The 16,090-nt window shown below is 71.9% G+C and carries 18 protein-coding genes; 14 read left to right on the top strand and 4 right to left on the bottom strand.

Features of this window, described 5'->3' with window-relative positions:
• Positions 1–144: 144 nt before the first annotated feature.
• The 4 genes from AC060K_RS11460 to AC060K_RS11445 all read left to right on the top strand — a co-directional run bounded on the left by AC060K_RS11460 (position 145) and on the right by AC060K_RS11445 (position 3,868).
• Entirely contained in the window at positions 145–1,266 is a 1,122-nt protein-coding gene (locus tag AC060K_RS11460) for a lactonase family protein (protein WP_483765551.1), read from the top strand.
• Between the two features lie 74 nt (positions 1,267–1,340).
• Entirely contained in the window at positions 1,341–2,570 is a 1,230-nt protein-coding gene (gene mshA / locus AC060K_RS11455; protein WP_483765558.1) for a D-inositol-3-phosphate glycosyltransferase, read from the top strand.
• Between the two features lie 53 nt (positions 2,571–2,623).
• Positions 2,624–3,064: a nitroreductase family deazaflavin-dependent oxidoreductase gene (locus AC060K_RS11450; protein WP_483765550.1), complete on the top strand. Its 441-nt coding sequence runs from the start codon at positions 2,624–2,626 to the stop codon at positions 3,062–3,064.
• Between the two features lie 63 nt (positions 3,065–3,127).
• The gene (locus tag AC060K_RS11445; protein ID WP_483765549.1) at positions 3,128–3,868 is read left to right on the top strand and encodes a phosphoglyceromutase; all 741 of its coding nucleotides are present in this window, start codon (positions 3,128–3,130) and stop codon (positions 3,866–3,868) included.
• An 81-nt stretch (positions 3,869–3,949) separates the two neighbouring features.
• Here the strand turns inward: AC060K_RS11445 and phoU are convergent, their stop codons facing one another.
• Positions 3,950–4,612 (bottom strand): phosphate signaling complex protein PhoU, encoded by a 663-nt coding sequence (phoU, locus tag AC060K_RS11440; protein WP_483765548.1) that lies wholly within the window; start codon positions 4,610–4,612, stop codon positions 3,950–3,952.
• Positions 4,613–4,838: 226 nt separating this feature from the next.
• Here phoU and AC060K_RS11435 point away from each other — a divergent pair, with 226 nt between their 5' ends.
• The 6 genes from AC060K_RS11435 (at position 4,839) to pstB (ending at position 10,977) form a co-directional block, all read left to right on the top strand.
• Positions 4,839–6,059: a sensor histidine kinase gene (locus AC060K_RS11435; RefSeq protein WP_483765547.1), complete on the top strand. Its 1,221-nt coding sequence runs from the start codon at positions 4,839–4,841 to the stop codon at positions 6,057–6,059.
• Positions 6,056–6,760: a response regulator transcription factor gene (locus AC060K_RS11430; RefSeq protein ID WP_483765546.1), complete on the top strand. Its 705-nt coding sequence runs from the start codon at positions 6,056–6,058 to the stop codon at positions 6,758–6,760. Before AC060K_RS11435 ends, AC060K_RS11430 begins: the two co-directional genes overlap by 4 nt.
• A gap of 156 nt (positions 6,761–6,916) precedes the next feature.
• Entirely contained in the window at positions 6,917–8,029 is a 1,113-nt protein-coding gene (gene pstS / locus AC060K_RS11425) for a phosphate ABC transporter substrate-binding protein PstS (RefSeq protein ID WP_483765545.1), read from the top strand.
• 159 nt (positions 8,030–8,188) lie between these two features.
• Complete coding sequence (pstC, locus tag AC060K_RS11420; protein ID WP_483765544.1) at positions 8,189–9,181, top strand: phosphate ABC transporter permease subunit PstC; 993 nt, start codon at positions 8,189–8,191, stop codon at positions 9,179–9,181.
• Positions 9,181–10,137 (top strand): phosphate ABC transporter permease PstA, encoded by a 957-nt coding sequence (pstA, locus tag AC060K_RS11415; protein ID WP_483765543.1) that lies wholly within the window; start codon positions 9,181–9,183, stop codon positions 10,135–10,137. The genes pstC and pstA overlap by 1 nt, the downstream gene beginning before the upstream one ends.
• A 60-nt stretch (positions 10,138–10,197) precedes the next feature.
• Entirely contained in the window at positions 10,198–10,977 is a 780-nt protein-coding gene (gene pstB, locus AC060K_RS11410) for a phosphate ABC transporter ATP-binding protein PstB (protein WP_483765542.1), read from the top strand.
• Positions 10,978–11,150: 173 nt separating this feature from the next.
• On the opposite strand, the gene AC060K_RS11405 is transcribed toward pstB, so the two are convergent.
• On the bottom strand, positions 11,151–11,462 hold the full coding sequence (locus tag AC060K_RS11405) for a hypothetical protein (protein ID WP_483765541.1): 312 nt from the start codon (positions 11,460–11,462) through the stop codon (positions 11,151–11,153).
• A gap of 109 nt (positions 11,463–11,571) precedes the next feature.
• Complete coding sequence (locus AC060K_RS11400) at positions 11,572–12,045, bottom strand: putative periplasmic lipoprotein (protein WP_483765540.1); 474 nt, start codon at positions 12,043–12,045, stop codon at positions 11,572–11,574.
• A gap of 302 nt (positions 12,046–12,347) precedes the next feature.
• Between AC060K_RS11400 and AC060K_RS11395 the strand changes: the two genes are divergently transcribed.
• From AC060K_RS11395 to AC060K_RS11380, 4 genes are all read left to right on the top strand, one after another.
• Entirely contained in the window at positions 12,348–12,830 is a 483-nt protein-coding gene (locus tag AC060K_RS11395) for a CarD family transcriptional regulator (RefSeq protein ID WP_125776261.1), read from the top strand.
• A 68-nt stretch (positions 12,831–12,898) separates the two neighbouring features.
• Positions 12,899–13,552, top strand: coding sequence for an IspD/TarI family cytidylyltransferase (locus tag AC060K_RS11390; protein ID WP_483765539.1), 654 nt, complete (start codon positions 12,899–12,901; stop codon positions 13,550–13,552).
• The gene (ispF, locus tag AC060K_RS11385; RefSeq protein WP_483765538.1) at positions 13,549–14,091 is read left to right on the top strand and encodes a 2-C-methyl-D-erythritol 2,4-cyclodiphosphate synthase; all 543 of its coding nucleotides are present in this window, start codon (positions 13,549–13,551) and stop codon (positions 14,089–14,091) included. The genes AC060K_RS11390 and ispF overlap by 4 nt, the downstream gene beginning before the upstream one ends.
• Positions 14,088–14,711: a TetR/AcrR family transcriptional regulator gene (locus tag AC060K_RS11380; RefSeq protein ID WP_483765537.1), complete on the top strand. Its 624-nt coding sequence runs from the start codon at positions 14,088–14,090 to the stop codon at positions 14,709–14,711. The genes ispF and AC060K_RS11380 overlap by 4 nt, the downstream gene beginning before the upstream one ends.
• On the opposite strand, the gene AC060K_RS11375 is transcribed toward AC060K_RS11380, so the two are convergent.
• Positions 14,675–16,081, bottom strand: coding sequence for a D-arabinono-1,4-lactone oxidase (locus tag AC060K_RS11375; protein WP_483765536.1), 1,407 nt, complete (start codon positions 16,079–16,081; stop codon positions 14,675–14,677). The two genes, AC060K_RS11380 and AC060K_RS11375, sit on opposite strands and share 37 nt — an antisense overlap.
• Positions 16,082–16,090: the final 9 nt, after the last annotated feature.

Below are 16,090 nucleotides of genomic sequence, written 5' to 3'. Positions count from 1 at the left end.
GAGCGGTGCTTCAACCGCCTCAAGCAGTTCCGCGCCCTGGCCACCCGATACACCAAACGAGCCGCCTACTACCGGTCCGAACTCACGATCGCAGCCATCATCCTCTGGCTCCGCGATTCACAGGACAGGCCCTAGGCTTGGCGCATGACCTCCTCTTTGCACCGGTCGTTGTGGATCGGCACCTACCCCCGCCCCGGGGCTGCTCCCGGCACGGGCGAGGGCGTGTGGCGCGTCGGGCTCGACCTCGCCTCGGACACGTTCGGGCAGGCCGCGCGCGCGGCTGACGTGGCGTCGCCGTCGTTCCTGGCCCTGCACCCGTCCGGGCGCACGCTCTACGCGGTCACGGAGGCGCAGGAGGGGTCGCTCAGCGTCCTGGACCTCGGCGACCAGGATGGCGGCCCGTCGGGCAGCCCGTCGCTCGTGACGTCGGTCACCTCGGGCGGCGCCGACCCCTGCCACGTGGTGGCCACCGACGGTCAGGTCTGGGTCGCCAACTACTCGAGCGGCACCGCCACGGTGTGGCCGGTGGACGACGACGGCCGCCTCTCCGGGACCTGGCGCGCGTTCGGGCACGCGGGCAGCGGGCCGGTCACCGACCGTCAGGAGGGCCCGCACGCCCACTACGTGCACGTGCAGCCCGGCCGGGTCCTCGTGAGCGACCTCGGCACCGACGAGCTGCGGGCGTACCCCCTGGGCGGTACGGGGGAGGGCGCGGTCGTCGCCACCCTGCCGCCCGGCACGGGGCCGCGGCACGTCGTCGAGCTCGCCGACGGCACGCTCGTCGTCGTGGGCGAGCTGGACTGCCGCCTCCACGTGCTGGTGCCCGACGGCGGCAGCCTGCTGCACCACGCCGGCTCGGTGCCGATCACCGACGCGGTGTCCGACGACGGGTCGCGCGGCTTCCCGTCGCACATCACCCTCAGCCCCGACGGCCGCCGCCTCTACGTCGGCGTCCGCGGGCCCGACGTGCTGTCCGTGCTCGCCGTCGCGGGCGGGGCCGAGGCCGCCGAGGAGGCCGACGGCGCCGTCGGGCACCTGCGGCTGACGCACCTCGCCGACGTGGCCCTCGGGGAGCGGGTCTGGCCCCGGCACCACACCGTGCTGGCGGCGCCCGAGGCCGACGTCGTCGTGGTCGCCGCCCAGGGGACCACGACGGAGGGCACCTTCGGGCTCGTCGCCGTGCGGGTGGACCCCGCCACCGGCAAGGGCGAGGTGACGGGCACACTCGACCTGCCCGTCCCCGCCGCGTGCGTGCTGGAGGCGTAGTGCGCGACTCCCTGCCTGCCTCCGTCGCGGTGCCGGACCCCGGCCACGGCCGTCCCAAGGTGCTCCGCGTCGCGATGGTGTCGGTGCACACGTCGCCCCTGGAGCAGCCGGGCACGGGGGACGCGGGCGGCATGAACGTCTATGTGCTCGAGCTCTCGCGGGCTCTCGCGCGGCTGGGCGTGCAGGTGGAGATCTACACGCGGGCCACCACGTCGGCACAGCCCAAGGTGGTGGACGCTGAGCCCGGGATCCGGGTGGTCCACATCTCCGCGGGGCCGTACGAAGGACTCGACAAGAACGACCTGCCGGGCCAGCTCTGCGCGTTCACGGCCGGTGTGCTGCGGGCCGAGGCCCACCGCCCCGAGGGCTGGTACGACGTGGTGCACACGCACTACTGGCTGTCGGGGCAGGTGGGCTGGCTGGCGGCGGAGCGCTGGGACGTGCCGCTCGTCCACACCATGCACACGATGGCGCGCGTCAAGAACGCCGCGCTCGCCCCCGGCGACGCGCCCGAGCCGCTGGGGCGCATCATCGGCGAGGAACAGGTCGTCGCGGAGTCGGACGCCCTCGTGGCCTCGACCCCGGAGGAGGCGGACGACCTGGTCCGCGGCTACCACGCCGACCCGGCCCGGGTGCACGTGGTGCCGCCCGGGGTGGACCTCGACGTGTTCACGCCGGCGCCCGCGGACCTTCGAGGCCCCGCCGCCTTCCGTGCCCTGCGGGAGCGCCTGTCCTTGCCGTCCGACCGCAAGATCGTGCTCTTCGCCGGCCGGGTCCAGCTGCTCAAGGGGCCGGACGTGCTGGTGCGTGCGCTCGGCGAGATGGAGGACCCGCCGCTGCTGCTCGTCCTGGGCGGCCCCAGCGGCCGCCGCACGGCGGTCCGCGAGCTGGAGGCGCTCGCCTACCAGACGGGCGTCGCCGAGCACGTCGTGGTGCGCCCGCCCGTGCCGCGCGAGGTGCTCGTGGAGTACTTCCGGGCCGTCGACCTCGTCGCCGTGCCGTCGCACAACGAGTCGTTCGGCCTGGTCGCCGCCGAGGCGCAGGCGACGGGCACCCCCGTCGTGGCGGCCGCGGTGGGCGGCCTCCGGACGGTGGTGGAGGACGGCGTGTCCGGCGTCCTCGTTCCCGACCACGAGCCGTCCACCTGGGCGCGCGTCCTGTCTGCCCTGCTCGCGGACGCGCCGCGCAGGGCGGCCCTCGCCGCGGGGGCCCGGCGGTCGGCCGAGCGGTTCGGCTGGGAGCGTGCGGCGCGCCAGATGATCGAGGTGTACGAGCACGCGGGGAAGGTTCGCGCCGGGCGCTGAGGTGCCTTGGTTGCCGCAGGCGAGCACCGGGGTCGCCGGGGCAGAATGGGGCCATGCCCATCACCGGTGAGTATGTCCCGAGCCCGACCGCGCACGCCGCCAAGCAGGTCGAGCTGTACGAGTCGTCCGGCGGCACCAAGGGCCTCACGCTCCAGGGCAAGCCCTGCGTGATCCTCACGACCCTCGGCGCGAAGAGCGGCAAGGTACGCAAGGTCCCGCTCATGCGGGTGGAGCACGACGGCGACTACGCCGTCGTGGCGTCCCTCGGCGGCGCCCCCAAGCACCCCGTCTGGTACTACAACCTCAAGGCCCATCCCGAGGTGGAGCTCCAGGACGGCCCGGAGAAGCACGACTACGTCGCGCGCGAGGTCAGCGGCGACGAGAAGGCCGTCTGGTGGGAGCGGGCGGTCGAGGCCTGGCCCGACTACGCGCGCTACCAGGAGCGGACGGACCGCGAGATCCCGGTGTTCGTGCTCGAGCGCACGGGCGGCTGAGCGCCGCGTGACCACTCTTCGGGACCGTCTGCCGCGGCCCGCATCACAGGGCAGGATGGAGCCATGACCTACACCCTCGTGCTGCTCCGCCACGGCGAGAGCGAGTGGAACGCCAAGAACCTGTTCACCGGCTGGGTCGACGTGGCCCTGTCCGAGAAGGGCACCGAGGAGGCCAAGCGCGGCGGCCTGCTCCTCAAGGACGCCGGGGTCACGCCGGACGTGGTGCACACGTCGCTGCTGCGCCGCGCCATCATGACCGCCAACCTGGCGCTCGACACGGCCGACCGGCACTGGATCCCCGTGAAGCGCAGCTGGCGCCTCAACGAGCGCCACTACGGCGCGCTGCAGGGCAAGGACAAGAAGCAGACGCTGGCCGAGTTCGGCGAGGAGCAGTTCATGCTCTGGCGTCGTTCGTACGACGTCCCGCCGCCGGAGATCGAGCTCGGCTCCGAGTTCTCCCAGGACGCGGACCCGCGCTACGCGGACGCCCCGGTGGTCCGCACGGAGGCCCTCAAGCAGGTGCTGGAGCGGGCTCTGCCGTACTGGGAGTCGGAGATCGTCCCGGACCTCACGGCCGGCAAGACCGTCCTCGTGGCCGCGCACGGCAACTCGCTGCGCGCCCTCGTCAAGCACCTCGACGGGGTCTCGGACGACGCCATCGCGGGTCTGAACATCCCCACGGGCATCCCGCTGCTCTACGAGCTGGACGAGGAGACGCTCGCCCCCGTCACGCCGGGTGGCACCTACCTCGACCCCGAGGCCGCCAAGGACGCCATCGCGGCGGTGGCGAACCAGGGTCGCTGACCCCGGCTCTACGTCGTCGAGCAGACGGCTGTGGCCGGTCCCGAGCTCGGGACCGGCCACAGCTGTCTGCTCGACGGAACGTCAGCCGAGGTGGAGGTGGTCCTCCGGGAAGTCGCCCGTCACCAGGAAGGTGACGCGGCGGGCCACGGACACGCCGTGGTCACCGAAGCGCTCGTAGTAGCGGCCCAGGAGAGTGATGTCGATGGCCTCCTGCACGGTCCCGGACCATGACGGGTCGAGCAGCTTGGCGAAGGTCTCCTGGTGGAGCTCGTCGAGCAGGTCGTCGTCGCGCTCGAGCGCCTGCGCCACCTCGAGGTCGCGCGTCTGGAGCAGCTCCGTGGTGCGCTGGGCCACGCGGACCGCGGCCTCGTGCATCGCGACGAACGTCTCCTCCGCGGCGGGCACGACGGCGTGCGCCGGGTACCGCCCACGTGCCACCTGCGCCACGTGGCGGGCGAGGTCACCCATGCGCTCCAGGGACGCGCTCATGCGCAGGGCGCTCACCACGACGCGCAGGTCGGTCGCGACGGGTGCCTGCTGGGCCAGGATGTGCACGCACCGCTCGTCGAGCGACGCCTCGATCTGGTCGATGGTCCGGTCGGAGGCGATGACCTCCTGGGCCAGCTGCAGGTCGGCCTCGAGCAGGGCCTTCCCGGCCCGGCTGATCGCCGACTCGACCAGGCGGCTCATCTCGGCAAGGTCGTCACCGACCTGACGCAGCTCGGCGTCGAAGATCTCTCGCATCAGTGTCCTCTCGGAGGGTTCGCACGGGTCTGGCCGGCGCCACGGGGACGGGACGGGCCCGTACAGCGTGCAGCACGGTCGAGCCGCACGCGATCTTAAGGCTCGCACCGCCGGGTGAACCGGAAAGTGAACGACACCTGCCCCACTGATGAACACTAGGCGACGCGCTCCCGGGACGGCACCCTCTCGGCCGTGACCTGCTCGTGACCGGACCTACTCTGGAGCCGTGGACGGAATCATCTCCGGGGTGACGGCCCTCGCGGCCGGGGTCCTCGGCCTCGTGGTGGGCGTGGTCGCGACCGTCGCGTTCCGCATCTCCGACCGGCAGCAGCACAGGCTGCCGGACTCGGAGCCGGTGGAGCTCGACGAGGGCTTGGTGCGCGTGCTGTCGGTGCTGCGCTCGGCCGCCGTCGTGCTCGCGGACGACGACGAGGTGGTGCGTGCGTCGCCGCCGGCCTACGCGCTGGGTGTGGTGCGCAACGACGCCCTGGTCCACCGTGCCATCCTGGACATGGTCGGCAGCGTGCGCCGCGACGGCGTCATCCGCGAGCAGGAGCTCGAGCTGCCGCGCGGTCCCATCGGGTCGGGCACCGTGCTGCTCCAGGTGCGGGTCGCGCCCCTGGGGCTCGACCGGATCCTGGTGCTCGCCGAGGACCGCACCGAGGCGCGCCGGGTCGAGGCTATCCGCCGGGACTTCGTGGTGAACGTGTCCCACGAGCTCAAGACGCCCGTCGGCGCCCTCGCGCTGCTCGCCGAGACGCTCGGCGACGCGGCCGACGACCCGGTCGCGGTCCGGCGCTTCACCGAGCGGATGCAGAAGGAGGCGCAGCGGCTGTCCGCGCTGGTGCAGGAGATCATCGAGCTCTCGCGCCTGCAGGTGGCGGGCGCCGCCGAGAAGGCGACGCCCGTCCCGGTCCGCGACGTCGTGGAGGAGGCCGTGGACCGCGCCCGGATCACCGCGCAGGGCAAGAACATCACGATCACCGTGGGCGGCTCCGTCGACTGCGTCGTCTACGGCGACCACAACCTGCTCGTCACCGCGGTGCGCAACCTCGTCGACAACGCCGTGGCGTACTCCGCCCCTGCTACCCGCGTCGGGGTGGGGGTCAACGAGCGCGACGGGCTGGTCGAGATCGCTGTGGTGGACCAGGGCATCGGGATCGCCGAGGACGAGCAGGACCGGGTCTTCGAGCGGTTCTACCGCGTGGACCCGGCCCGGTCGCGGGACACGGGAGGCACCGGCCTGGGCCTGAGCATCGTCAAGCACGTGGCCGCCGACCACGGCGGCGACGTCACCATGTGGTCCGAACCCGGACGCGGGTCTACCTTCACACTGCGGATCCCCGCAGCAGACCTGCCGTCGCACGTCGCGGAGCCCAGCACTGACAGGCCGGCCTCCGCGCCGGCGCCGACCGCAGCACACAAGGACGAGGAGGTGGGTGCGTGACGCGCATCCTGGTGGTCGAGGACGAGGAGTCGTACCGGGACCCGCTGACGTACCAGCTCGCCCGCGAGGGCTTCGAGGTGGTGGAGGCCGCGAACGGCCCGGACGCGCTCGCGCTGTACGACGCCGGGGGTGCCGACCTCGTGCTGCTCGACCTCATGCTGCCCGGGCTCTCGGGCACGGAGGTGTGCCGCGAGCTGCGTGCTCGCGGGGACGTGCCCGTCATCATGCTCACCGCGAAGGACTCCGAGATCGACAAGGTCGTCGGGCTCGAGCTGGGGGCTGACGACTACGTCACCAAGCCGTACTCGTTCCGCGAGCTGCTGGCCCGCGTCCGGGCGGTCCTGCGCCGCCGGCAGCCGGGCGACGGGCTGGGCGAGGGCGAGGAGGACGGGGTGCTCGAGGTGGGTCCCGTGCGGATGGACGTGGAGCGCCACACCGTGACCGTGGGCGGCGCGCAGGTGCCCCTCCCGCTCAAGGAGTTCGACCTGCTGGAGCTCCTGCTCCGCAACGCCGGCCGGGTGCTCACCCGCGGCCAGCTCATCGACCGCGTCTGGGGTGCGGACTACGTGGGCGATACCAAGACGTTGGACGTGCACGTCAAGCGGATCCGGTCCAAGATCGAACCGGATCCGGGAGCGCCGCGCTACCTGCTCACGGTGCGTGGCCTCGGCTACAAGCTGGCCGACGCGAACGAGCAGTGAGGGCCGTAGTGGCGCGGCTCACCCGCTCCTGAAGGACTGTTCATCTCGCGTTCACCTCGTCCTGGGGATCAGGTCATCCTGCGTGCCTACCGTCCCGGGTGTTGCCGGTGCTTGCCGGCACGCAGAAGACTTCTTCCGAACAGGATGGAACGACACGTGAAGCTCAGCCGAATCACCCGCGCTGGTTCTGCCGTCACGGTCGGCGTGCTCGCGCTGACTCTCGCAGCCTGCAACCCCGACGCCGCAGAGCCGGGCACGGAGACCTCGGAGTCCGCCGCCGCCGAGCTGTCGGGCGAGTTCGCCGGCGCCGGTGCCTCGTCGCAGGAGTCGGCCATGGCCGCCTGGACCGCGACCTTCGGCGCCGAGTACCCGGACGTGACGGTCAACTACGCTCCCGACGGCTCGGGTGCGGGCCGCGAGGCCATCGCCGCCGGCACCGTCGCGTTCGCCGCCTCGGACCGCGCGCTGAAGGATGACGAGATCGAGAGCACGGTCGAGTACTGCGGCCCCGACGGCGCCTGGAGCCTCCCGGTCTACGTCTCGCCGATCGCCGTGGCGTTCAACCTGCCGGGCGTCGAGTCGGTGAACCTCACCTCCGAGAACATCGCCAAGATCTTCGCGGGCCAGATCACCACGTGGAACGACCCGGCCATCGCCGCGGACAACGCGGACGTCACGCTCCCGGCCACGCCGATCGTCCCCGTGCACCGCTCGGACGACTCGGGCACCACCGAGAACTTCACCGACTACCTGGCCGAGACGGCCTCGGCCGTGTGGACCTGGGAGGCGGACGGCGTCTTCCCCGAGGACCTCGGTGGTGAGTCGGCTCAGGGTTCGTCCGGCGTGATCGGCGTCGTCGAGAGCACCGAGGGTGCTGTCACCTACGTCGACGCCTCGAAGGTCGGCGAGGGCATCGGTACCGCCTCCGTCAAGGTCGGCGAGGAGTTCGTCGCCTACACGCCGGAGGCCGCCGCGGCCGCCGTCGACGCCTCGCCGCTGGCTGAGGGCCGCCACGAGCACGACCTCTCCTACGAGATCGACCGCACGACGACCGCGTCGGGCGTCTACCCGATCGTCCTGGTCTCCTACGCTCTGGTCTGCTCCAACTACTCGGACGAGGCCACCGGCACGTTCGTGAAGGAGTTCGTCGGCTACATCGCGTCGGCCGAGGGCCAGGAGGTCGCCGCTTCGGAGGCCGGCTCCGCGCCGATCTCGTCCGACCTGCAGGACAAGGTCGCTGCCGCCCTCGAGGCGATCACGGTCGGCTGAACCAGCCGCTCGTAGCACCACAGCAGCACCCAGCACGACGCCAGCCGGTGGCCGGGCCACACACCTCGACAACGAGGCGGTCCGGTCACCGGCGCGGCCGTATCAGCAACACTTGATCTCGCACCACCTGTGCACGCGACCACACCGAGGAGCTCCGGAGTGACCACAACCGACAGCCCGCCCGCCCCAGCGGTGGTGCGCCCCCGCCGACGGCGGAGCGGCGACACCGAGCGGGGCCTGAGCCGGGTCTTCCGGTGGATCTCCACCGGTGCGGGCGCCCTCCTGCTGGTGGTGCTGGCCGCCGTCGCGCTGTTCCTGATCGTCCGGGCCCTGCCCGCGTTCTCGGCCGGCACGGACCAGCTGCACGACGCAGGCAAGGTCCCCGGGTCCTTCGGCTCCCTCCTCGGGTACGTGGGCCCGCTCGTCTTCGGCACGCTGCTGGCGTCCGTCCTGGCGCTGGTGGTCGCCACGCCGATCTCGGTCGGCATCGCGCTGTTCATCTCGCACTACGCGCCGCGCCGGCTCGCGGCGATCATCGGCTATGTGGTCGACCTGCTCGCCGCGATCCCGTCCGTTGTCTTCGGGCTCTGGGGCGTCTACGTGTTCTCGGGCCTGGTGGGTGACCTCTGGGTGGGGGTCGCAGACCTGCTGAACCTGATCCCCGGGGCGAACGTCGAGGCGTCGCCCACCGGCCGGTCGCTCGCCACGGCTTCCCTGGTGCTGGCCGTCATGATCCTGCCGATCATCACCGCGGTGTCTCGCGAGGTGTTCCTGCAGACGCCGAAGCTGCACGAGGAGGCGGCGCTCGCGCTGGGCGCCACCCGCTGGGAGATGGTGCGCACCGCCGTGCTGCCGTTCGGGCGCTCCGGCGTCGTGTCGGCTGCCATGCTCGGCCTCGGCCGCGCGCTCGGCGAGACCATGGCCGTGCTGATGATCCTCTCGCCCGGCCTCAGCTACTCGTTCCAGATCTTCGACTCCGGCCGCCACACCACGATCGCCGCCAACATCGCGTCCCGGTTCCCCGAGGCGAACGGCCTCGCGATCGACGTGCTGATCGCGACCGGCCTCGCGCTGTTCGTCATCACGCTCGCGGTCAACATGCTGGCCCGCTGGATCGTCGCCCGCCGCAAGGAATTCTCGGGAGCCAACTGATGAGCACCTCGACCGCACCGACCCTGGACGCCGTCGAGCGCACCCGGGCGCTCCTCGTCTCCGTCGACCCGGGCCGCCAGCGTATCGACGGCATCATGACGGTCCTCGTCTACGCCGCGTTCGCCATCGCCATGGTGCCGCTCGTGTCGCTGCTGTGGACCGTGATCGACAGCGGCCGCATCAAGTTCACCATCGAGTTCCTCACCTCGACGATGCGTGGCATCTACGGCGGGATCGACGCCGGCGGCGTCTACCACGCGATGATCGGCACGCTGGTGATCACCCTCCTGGCGGCCGCCATCTCGGTGCCGGTGGGCCTGCTCACGGCCATCTACCTCGTCGAGTACGGCCGTGGCCCGCTGGCGCGGGCGGTGACGTTCTTCGTGGACGTGATGACGGGTATCCCGTCGATCGTCGCGGGTCTGTTCGCGTTCGCGCTGTTCACGCTGATCCTCGGGCCGACGGGTGCCCGCACCGGCTTCGTGGGGGCGGTCGCGCTCTCGGTCCTGATGATCCCCGTGGTGGTCCGCTCCTGCGAGGAGATGCTCAAGCTCGTCCCGAACGAGCTGCGCGAGGCGTCCTACGCCCTGGGCGTGCCGAAGTGGCTCACGATCGTCCGCGTGGTGCTGCGCACCTCGGTGGCCGGTCTCACCACGGGCGTGCTGCTCGCCGTCGCCCGCGTGATCGGCGAGACGGCACCGCTCGTCATCACGGCGGGCACCACCGACTCGTACAACATGAACCCGTTCGACGGGCGCATGATGACCCTGCCGGTGTACATCTACAGCCAGTGGCGCCAGGGCGTCGTCCCCTGCCGGGCCGGGCAGACCGACTGCCTCGCCGACATCAACGAGCTGCGGGCCTGGGCGGCCGCCCTGCTGCTGATCCTCGTCGTCATGGGGCTCAACCTGATCGGCCGCCTTGTCACCCGCTGGTTCTCCCCGAAGCTGCGCTGACGCGCAGACTCCGCCGCAGGCTCAGCCCAGACGCAGCTCACACCGAAGGACGTACCCCCGATGGCTCAGCGCATCGACGTGAAGGACCTCAACATCTACTACGGCGACTTCCTCGCCGTGCAGGACGTCTCCATGACGATCGACCCCAAGTCGGTCACCGCGTTCATCGGCCCCTCGGGCTGCGGCAAGTCGACGTTCCTGCGCACCCTGAACCGCATGCACGAGGTCATCCCCGGTGCTCGCGTGGAGGGCTCCGTGGAGCTCGAGGGCGTGGACCTGTACGGCGCCGACATCGACCCCGTCGCCGTGCGCCGCACGGTCGGCATGGTGTTCCAGCGGCCCAACCCGTTCCCCACGATGTCCATCAAGGAGAACGTGCTGGCGGGCGTCAAGCTGAACAACCGCAAGATCTCGAAGAACGACGCCGACGAGCTGGTCGAGCGGTCCCTCCGGGGCGCCAACCTCTGGAACGAGGTCAAGGACCGCCTCGAGAAGCCGGGCTCCGGGCTCTCCGGCGGTCAGCAGCAGCGGCTCTGCATCGCCCGCGCCATCGCGGTGAAGCCGCAGGTGCTGCTGATGGACGAGCCCTGCTCGGCCCTGGACCCCATCTCGACCCTCGCGATCGAGGACCTGATCCAGGAGCTCAAGAAGGACTACACGATCGTCATCGTCACGCACAACATGCAGCAGGCTGCGCGCGTGAGCGACCGGACGGCGTTCTTCAACATCGCGGGCACGGGCAAGCCCGGCCGCCTGATCGAGATGAACCACACGGCCACGATCTTCTCCGCCCCGGGCGAGAAGGCCACGGAGGACTACGTCTCCGGCCGCTTCGGGTGACCTGACCCCCTCAGGGGTACGACGACGCCAGGGCCCGCCTTCCGTACGGAAGGCGGGCCCTGGCGTTCTTCCGGGGGCGGCCGGAGCCGCCTACCGGGGGTGGATCACTGGGCGATGCCCCGCAGGGTGCCCGTGACGGGCTCCTCGGACTCGATCACGCGTTCGATGACGCTTTATCGGCAGGCAGTAACACCCGTTGTACGACCCGACACGACCGTGACCTGGCGCATGGGCGCGGGGTAAGCGCCGTTGTGCTCGACGACGTACACCGTGCCCGTGTTTGCCGTAAAGGTCTTCGTCTGACCAGTCGTCACGTAACCAATGATTGAGCCGTTGTAGTACTGGACGGTTGCAGGGCAACCCTTGGCGTACACGCTGATCTGCCCGGTCGCTGCGTTGGCGGGCGCAGCGCCCAGGACGAGGGAGCCGACGGTGAGTGCAATGGTCGTGGCGACCGCAGCAACTCTGCGCGAAATAGGAGACATGTCCATATTGTACGCCGAGTAGGAGGTGCCGGGAGGTGGCCTGGTGCGCAGGGTGCGAAGGAACGGTGAGTCGGTTGGGGATTCAACCCCCGGCGCCGTGCGCCCCTCGTCACGGCAGGTAGTCGGCGTACTCCGGCAGCGACCCGTCGAGCACGGGCAGGGCGAACTCGGCCTCGCCGTCGCCGGCGCTGAGCACCGCGGGGATGGTGCTGCCCGGGACCACGTCCACGGCGTCGAGCTCGACGGCCTCGCCGTCCTCGGTCCCGAGGTTGACCGTGCCGCCGGCCTCGACGCTCACGGTCACGGGCGCGGCGCCCTCGGCCGTCAGGGTGAAGGTCACGTCCTCGGTGCTGTGGTTCGACAGGGCCCCGAGCAGCGTGCCGGGCGCGCCGTCGCCCTCGGAGACCACGAGGAGGTTGAGGCCGCGCAGGCTGGCGTCGTCCCCGACCTCGACGCGTGCGCCGTCGGAGGCCGCGTAGTCGAGCGTCGTGGTCGTGGGGGAGCAGGCCGCCAGGAGCAGGACCGCCGTGGAGGCGCCGGCGAGGGCGGCGGCGCGAGCGGTGACGGTGGCACGACGGGGCACTGTGAACTCCCTGGTCTACGTGGTCTCGAACGGTGCGCCGAGCACTGCGCCGAGCACACCCGGGGCCGCGGCTCGAGAGCCGCTCAGCACCCTGCGCCATCTTAGTGCGGGTGGTGGTGTGCCCGTCCCGGGTGGTCTGGGCATTTCCGGCGCTAATCATCCGGAAAGCCGTTCGGTCAGGTGCAGGCAACGCTCTGACCTGCGGTTATGTCGAGACGATGGTGTACGGCAAACGTCAAGCGGGTGAGTTGTCCAGATCGTGCCGTGGTAAGATGGTGACCTGGGAAAGGGGACATCTGCAGATGACGTTCACAGTAGGCGAGACGGTTGTCTACCCGCACCATGGAGCGGCTCTGATCGAGGAGATCAAGACGCGCACCATCCGCGGCGAAGAGAAGATGTACCTCAAGCTCAAGGTCGCCCAGGGTGACCTGACCATCGAGGTCCCGGCGGAGAACGTCGACCTGGTGGGTGTGCGCGACGTGGTGGGCCAGGAAGGGCTCGACCGCGTCTTCGAGGTCCTGCGCGCCCCCTACACGGAGGAGCCCACGAACTGGTCCCGCCGGTACAAGGCGAACCTGGAGAAGCTTGCGTCGGGTGACGTCATCAAGGTGGCCGAGGTCGTCCGCGACCTCTCCCGCCGTGACGCCGACCGCGGTCTGTCCGCAGGCGAGAAGCGGATGCTTGCCAAGGCCCGTCAGATCCTCGTCTCGGAGCTCGCGCTTGCCGAGCACACCGAGGAGGAGAAGGCCGAGGCGATCCTCGACGAGGTGCTCGCCAGCTGACGACGCTCGTTATCCTCACGGCCGCCGGGTCGGGGAGCCGGCTCGGCCGTGATCTTCCCAAGGCGCTCGTGGAGCTCGGCGGCCTGCCGCTGGTGCTTCACGCAGCCCGTCGCCTGGCGGCCTCGGGCGTTGTCGACGCCCTCGTGGTGACCTCCCCTCCCGGTCTTGCCGACGTCGTCCGCGACCTGATGGCCGCTGACCCTCATGTGGAGGTACCCGTGCGCGTCGTCGAGGGCGGCGCCACCCGTCAGGCGTCCGTGGCGATCGGCCTGAGCCTGGCCTCACCGGCCGACGACGTGGTGCTCGTCCACGACGCCGCCCGTCCGCTCGTCCCCGCGGACCTGGTGCGCCGTGTCGTCGACGCGGTGCGCGCGGGCCACGGCGCCGTCGTTCCCGGCCTGCCCGTGACCGACACGGTCAAGCAGGTGCTGCCTGGCCCCGGCGCGGAGCTGGTGGTCGGCACGCCCGACCGCAGCGCGCTCCGGGCCGTGCAGACGCCGCAGGGCTTCGACCGCGCGCTGCTCGAACGGGCGCACACGACGGGCGCAGCGCGCGCCTTCGCCGAGCACCTCGCGGCGACCGACGACGCCGGTCTCGTGGAGGCGCTCGGCGAGCCGGTGTCCATGGTGCGTGGAGACGAGGCGGCCTTCAAGATCACGACCGAGCGCGACCTGCGGCTCGCGGAGCTCGTCCTCCAGGACCGCACGCAGGAGCTCGCATGACCGAGGCCACCTTCCCCCTCCCGCGGGTGGGGACGGGCGTGGACGTGCATGCCTTCGCCCCCGAGGGATCCGACCGCGAGCTGTGGCTCGGCGGCCTGCGCTGGCCCGGTGAGCGCGGTCTCGCGGGCCACTCCGACGCCGACGTGGCGGCTCACGCCGCTGCCGACGCGCTGTTCTCGGCCGCGGGGATCGGCGACCTGGGCTCGCACTTCGGCACGAGCCGGCCCGAGTGGTCCGGCGCCTCCGGGACCGCGCTCCTCGCGGAGGCCGCCAGGCGGGTTCGCGCGGCGGGGTACATCATCGGGAATGTGTCAGTCCAGGTGATCGGCAACCGCCCGCGCATCGGAGCCCGGCGGACCGAGGCCGAGGCCGCCCTGTCGGCCGCGGCCGGAGCCCCTGTGTCCCTGTCGGCCACCACGACGGACGGCCTGGGGCTCACCGGCCGGGGCGAGGGCGTTGCCGCGCTCGCCACCGCCTTGGTGGTCGTGGCACCCGGGGCGCCGGTCCCCGGCGCCGCGCGGGGGGAGGGCGAGGCGTGAGCCCGCACACGCGCAAGCCGCTCGAGCAGCGGCGGGCGGAGATCGTCGACGCCGGCCTGCGCGTCGCCATGCGCGACGGCGTGGAGGCGGTCACCGTGCGCCAGGTCGCGCGGGAGGCCGGCGTGTCGCTCGGCACCGTGCACTACTGCTTCGACGACAAGGAAGCCCTGCTGCGGGCGATGGGCCGCGCCATCGCCCTGGCCGCCTCGCAGCCCGTCCTGGACGCCCTGGAGGCCAGCGACGACGCGCCCGGCATGGCCGCCGCCGCCGCCAAGTCGCTGCTCGTCGGGCTCAAGGACAACCGGCACATGCGGCTGCTCACCTTCGAGTTCGCCACAGCCGGTGCCCGGCAGCCCGTCCTGCGCGAGGTGGCGCTGGCGCACCTCGAGCAGAGCTACGCGATGACGCGCGAGTACCTGGACGTGTTCGCCCAGCGAGGCGGGGTCCGGTACCGGGTCGACATCGATTTCCTCGCGAAGATCGTCGCCGCGCTGATCGACGGCATCGAGATCGCGTGGCTCGTCACCGAGGACGACGCGGCGGCCCAGGAGGCGTTCGACGAGCTCGCGCGGATGGTCCTGTCCTACGTGGTGCGGGAGCCGAGCACGCGGTCCGTGTAGGCGTTGCGGAAGACGCCCTCGGGGTCTGCCGCTGCCCGGACACGCCCGAAGTCCTCGAACCGGGGGTAGAGGGGGGCCAGGTCGGCGGCGGTGCGCGTATGGAGCTTGCCCCAGTGCGGCCGCCCGCCGGCCTCGGTGAGGATGCGCTCGGCCGCGGTGAAGTACCGCCCGAACGGCAGGCGCCAGAACTGGTGTACCGCGACGTACGCGGTCTCGCGGCCGTGCGCGGTGGACAGCCAGACGTCGTCGGCCGCGGCGAACCTGACCTCCACCGGGAACGGGACGTTCTCCCCGGCGTCGCGGAGCCAGGCGTCGAGCTCCGCGAGCACGTCGAGCAGCGCCGCCCGGGGCAGGGCGTACTCCATCTCCCGGAAACGCACCCGTCGCCGTGAGCAGAAGACCTCGTAGGACGGCGCCGTGTACGTGCGCGCGGACAGCACGCGCGCCGACAGGTCGTTGAGGCGGGGCGTGTACCGCGGGAAGGCGGTCGCAGCCTCGTTCACCAGGGCGAACGCCCCGTTGGAGAGCACCTCCTCGTCCACGAAGGTGCGGACCCGGGTGGCGGCCCGGGCGACGTCGCGCAGGCTCCGCCGCCGCGGTTCGTCGCCCGGCGTGCCGGGCAGGTCCGCGGGGTCGCGGGGCAGGCGTGTGTTGCGCAGGGTCAGGGCGCGCCGGGTCAGCGGGAACCAGTAGAGCTCGAAGTGGTCGTGCCCGGCGACGAGGTCGTCCAGCTCGTCCAGGACGCGGTCGAGCGGCCAGGGCTCCTCCTGGGCGCGCAGGTCGTACGCCGGCGCAACCTCCAGGGTGACGGCCGAGAGGATCCCGGTGGCGCCGAGCCCCAGCCGGGACGCCTCGAAGAGGTCCCGGTCCGCGGGGTCCTCGGAGCGGGCGGAGACGCTCCGGACGGTCCCGTCGGCGCCCACGACGCGCACCCCTCGTACCTGGGTCGCCAGGCCGCCGAACCGTGCGCCGGTCCCGTGCGTGCCGGTCGAGATCGCCCCGGCCACGGACTGCCGGTCGATGTCACCCAGGTTCCACAGGGCCAGCCCGCGGGCGTCGAGCAGCCGGTTGAGGGCGTGCAGGCGGGTCCCGGCGCCGACGGTCACCAGCGTGCTGCCCGTCGCCGGGTCGCGCTCGATCCGCTCGATGCCGCTCAGGTGGTCCAGCGAGAGCAGCAGGCCGTCCGTGGCCGCCGCGGGCGTGAACGAGTGCCCGGCGCCCGCGGCGCGCACCCTCAGGCCCGCGGAGGCCGCGTCGGCCACGACGGCGGCGAGCTCTCCCTCGTCCCGGGGCGCGGCGGTGCGTGCGGGGGTGAACGTCACGGTGCGGGCCCAGTTGGTCCAGGTCCGCGCTGAGGAGCCGGCTGCCACGGGAGCACT

Source organism: Antribacter sp. NEAU-D49 (assembly GCF_057158775.1).
Note: the sequence above shows the minus strand (reverse complement) of the source record. Positions and strands in the feature narration are given on the sequence as shown.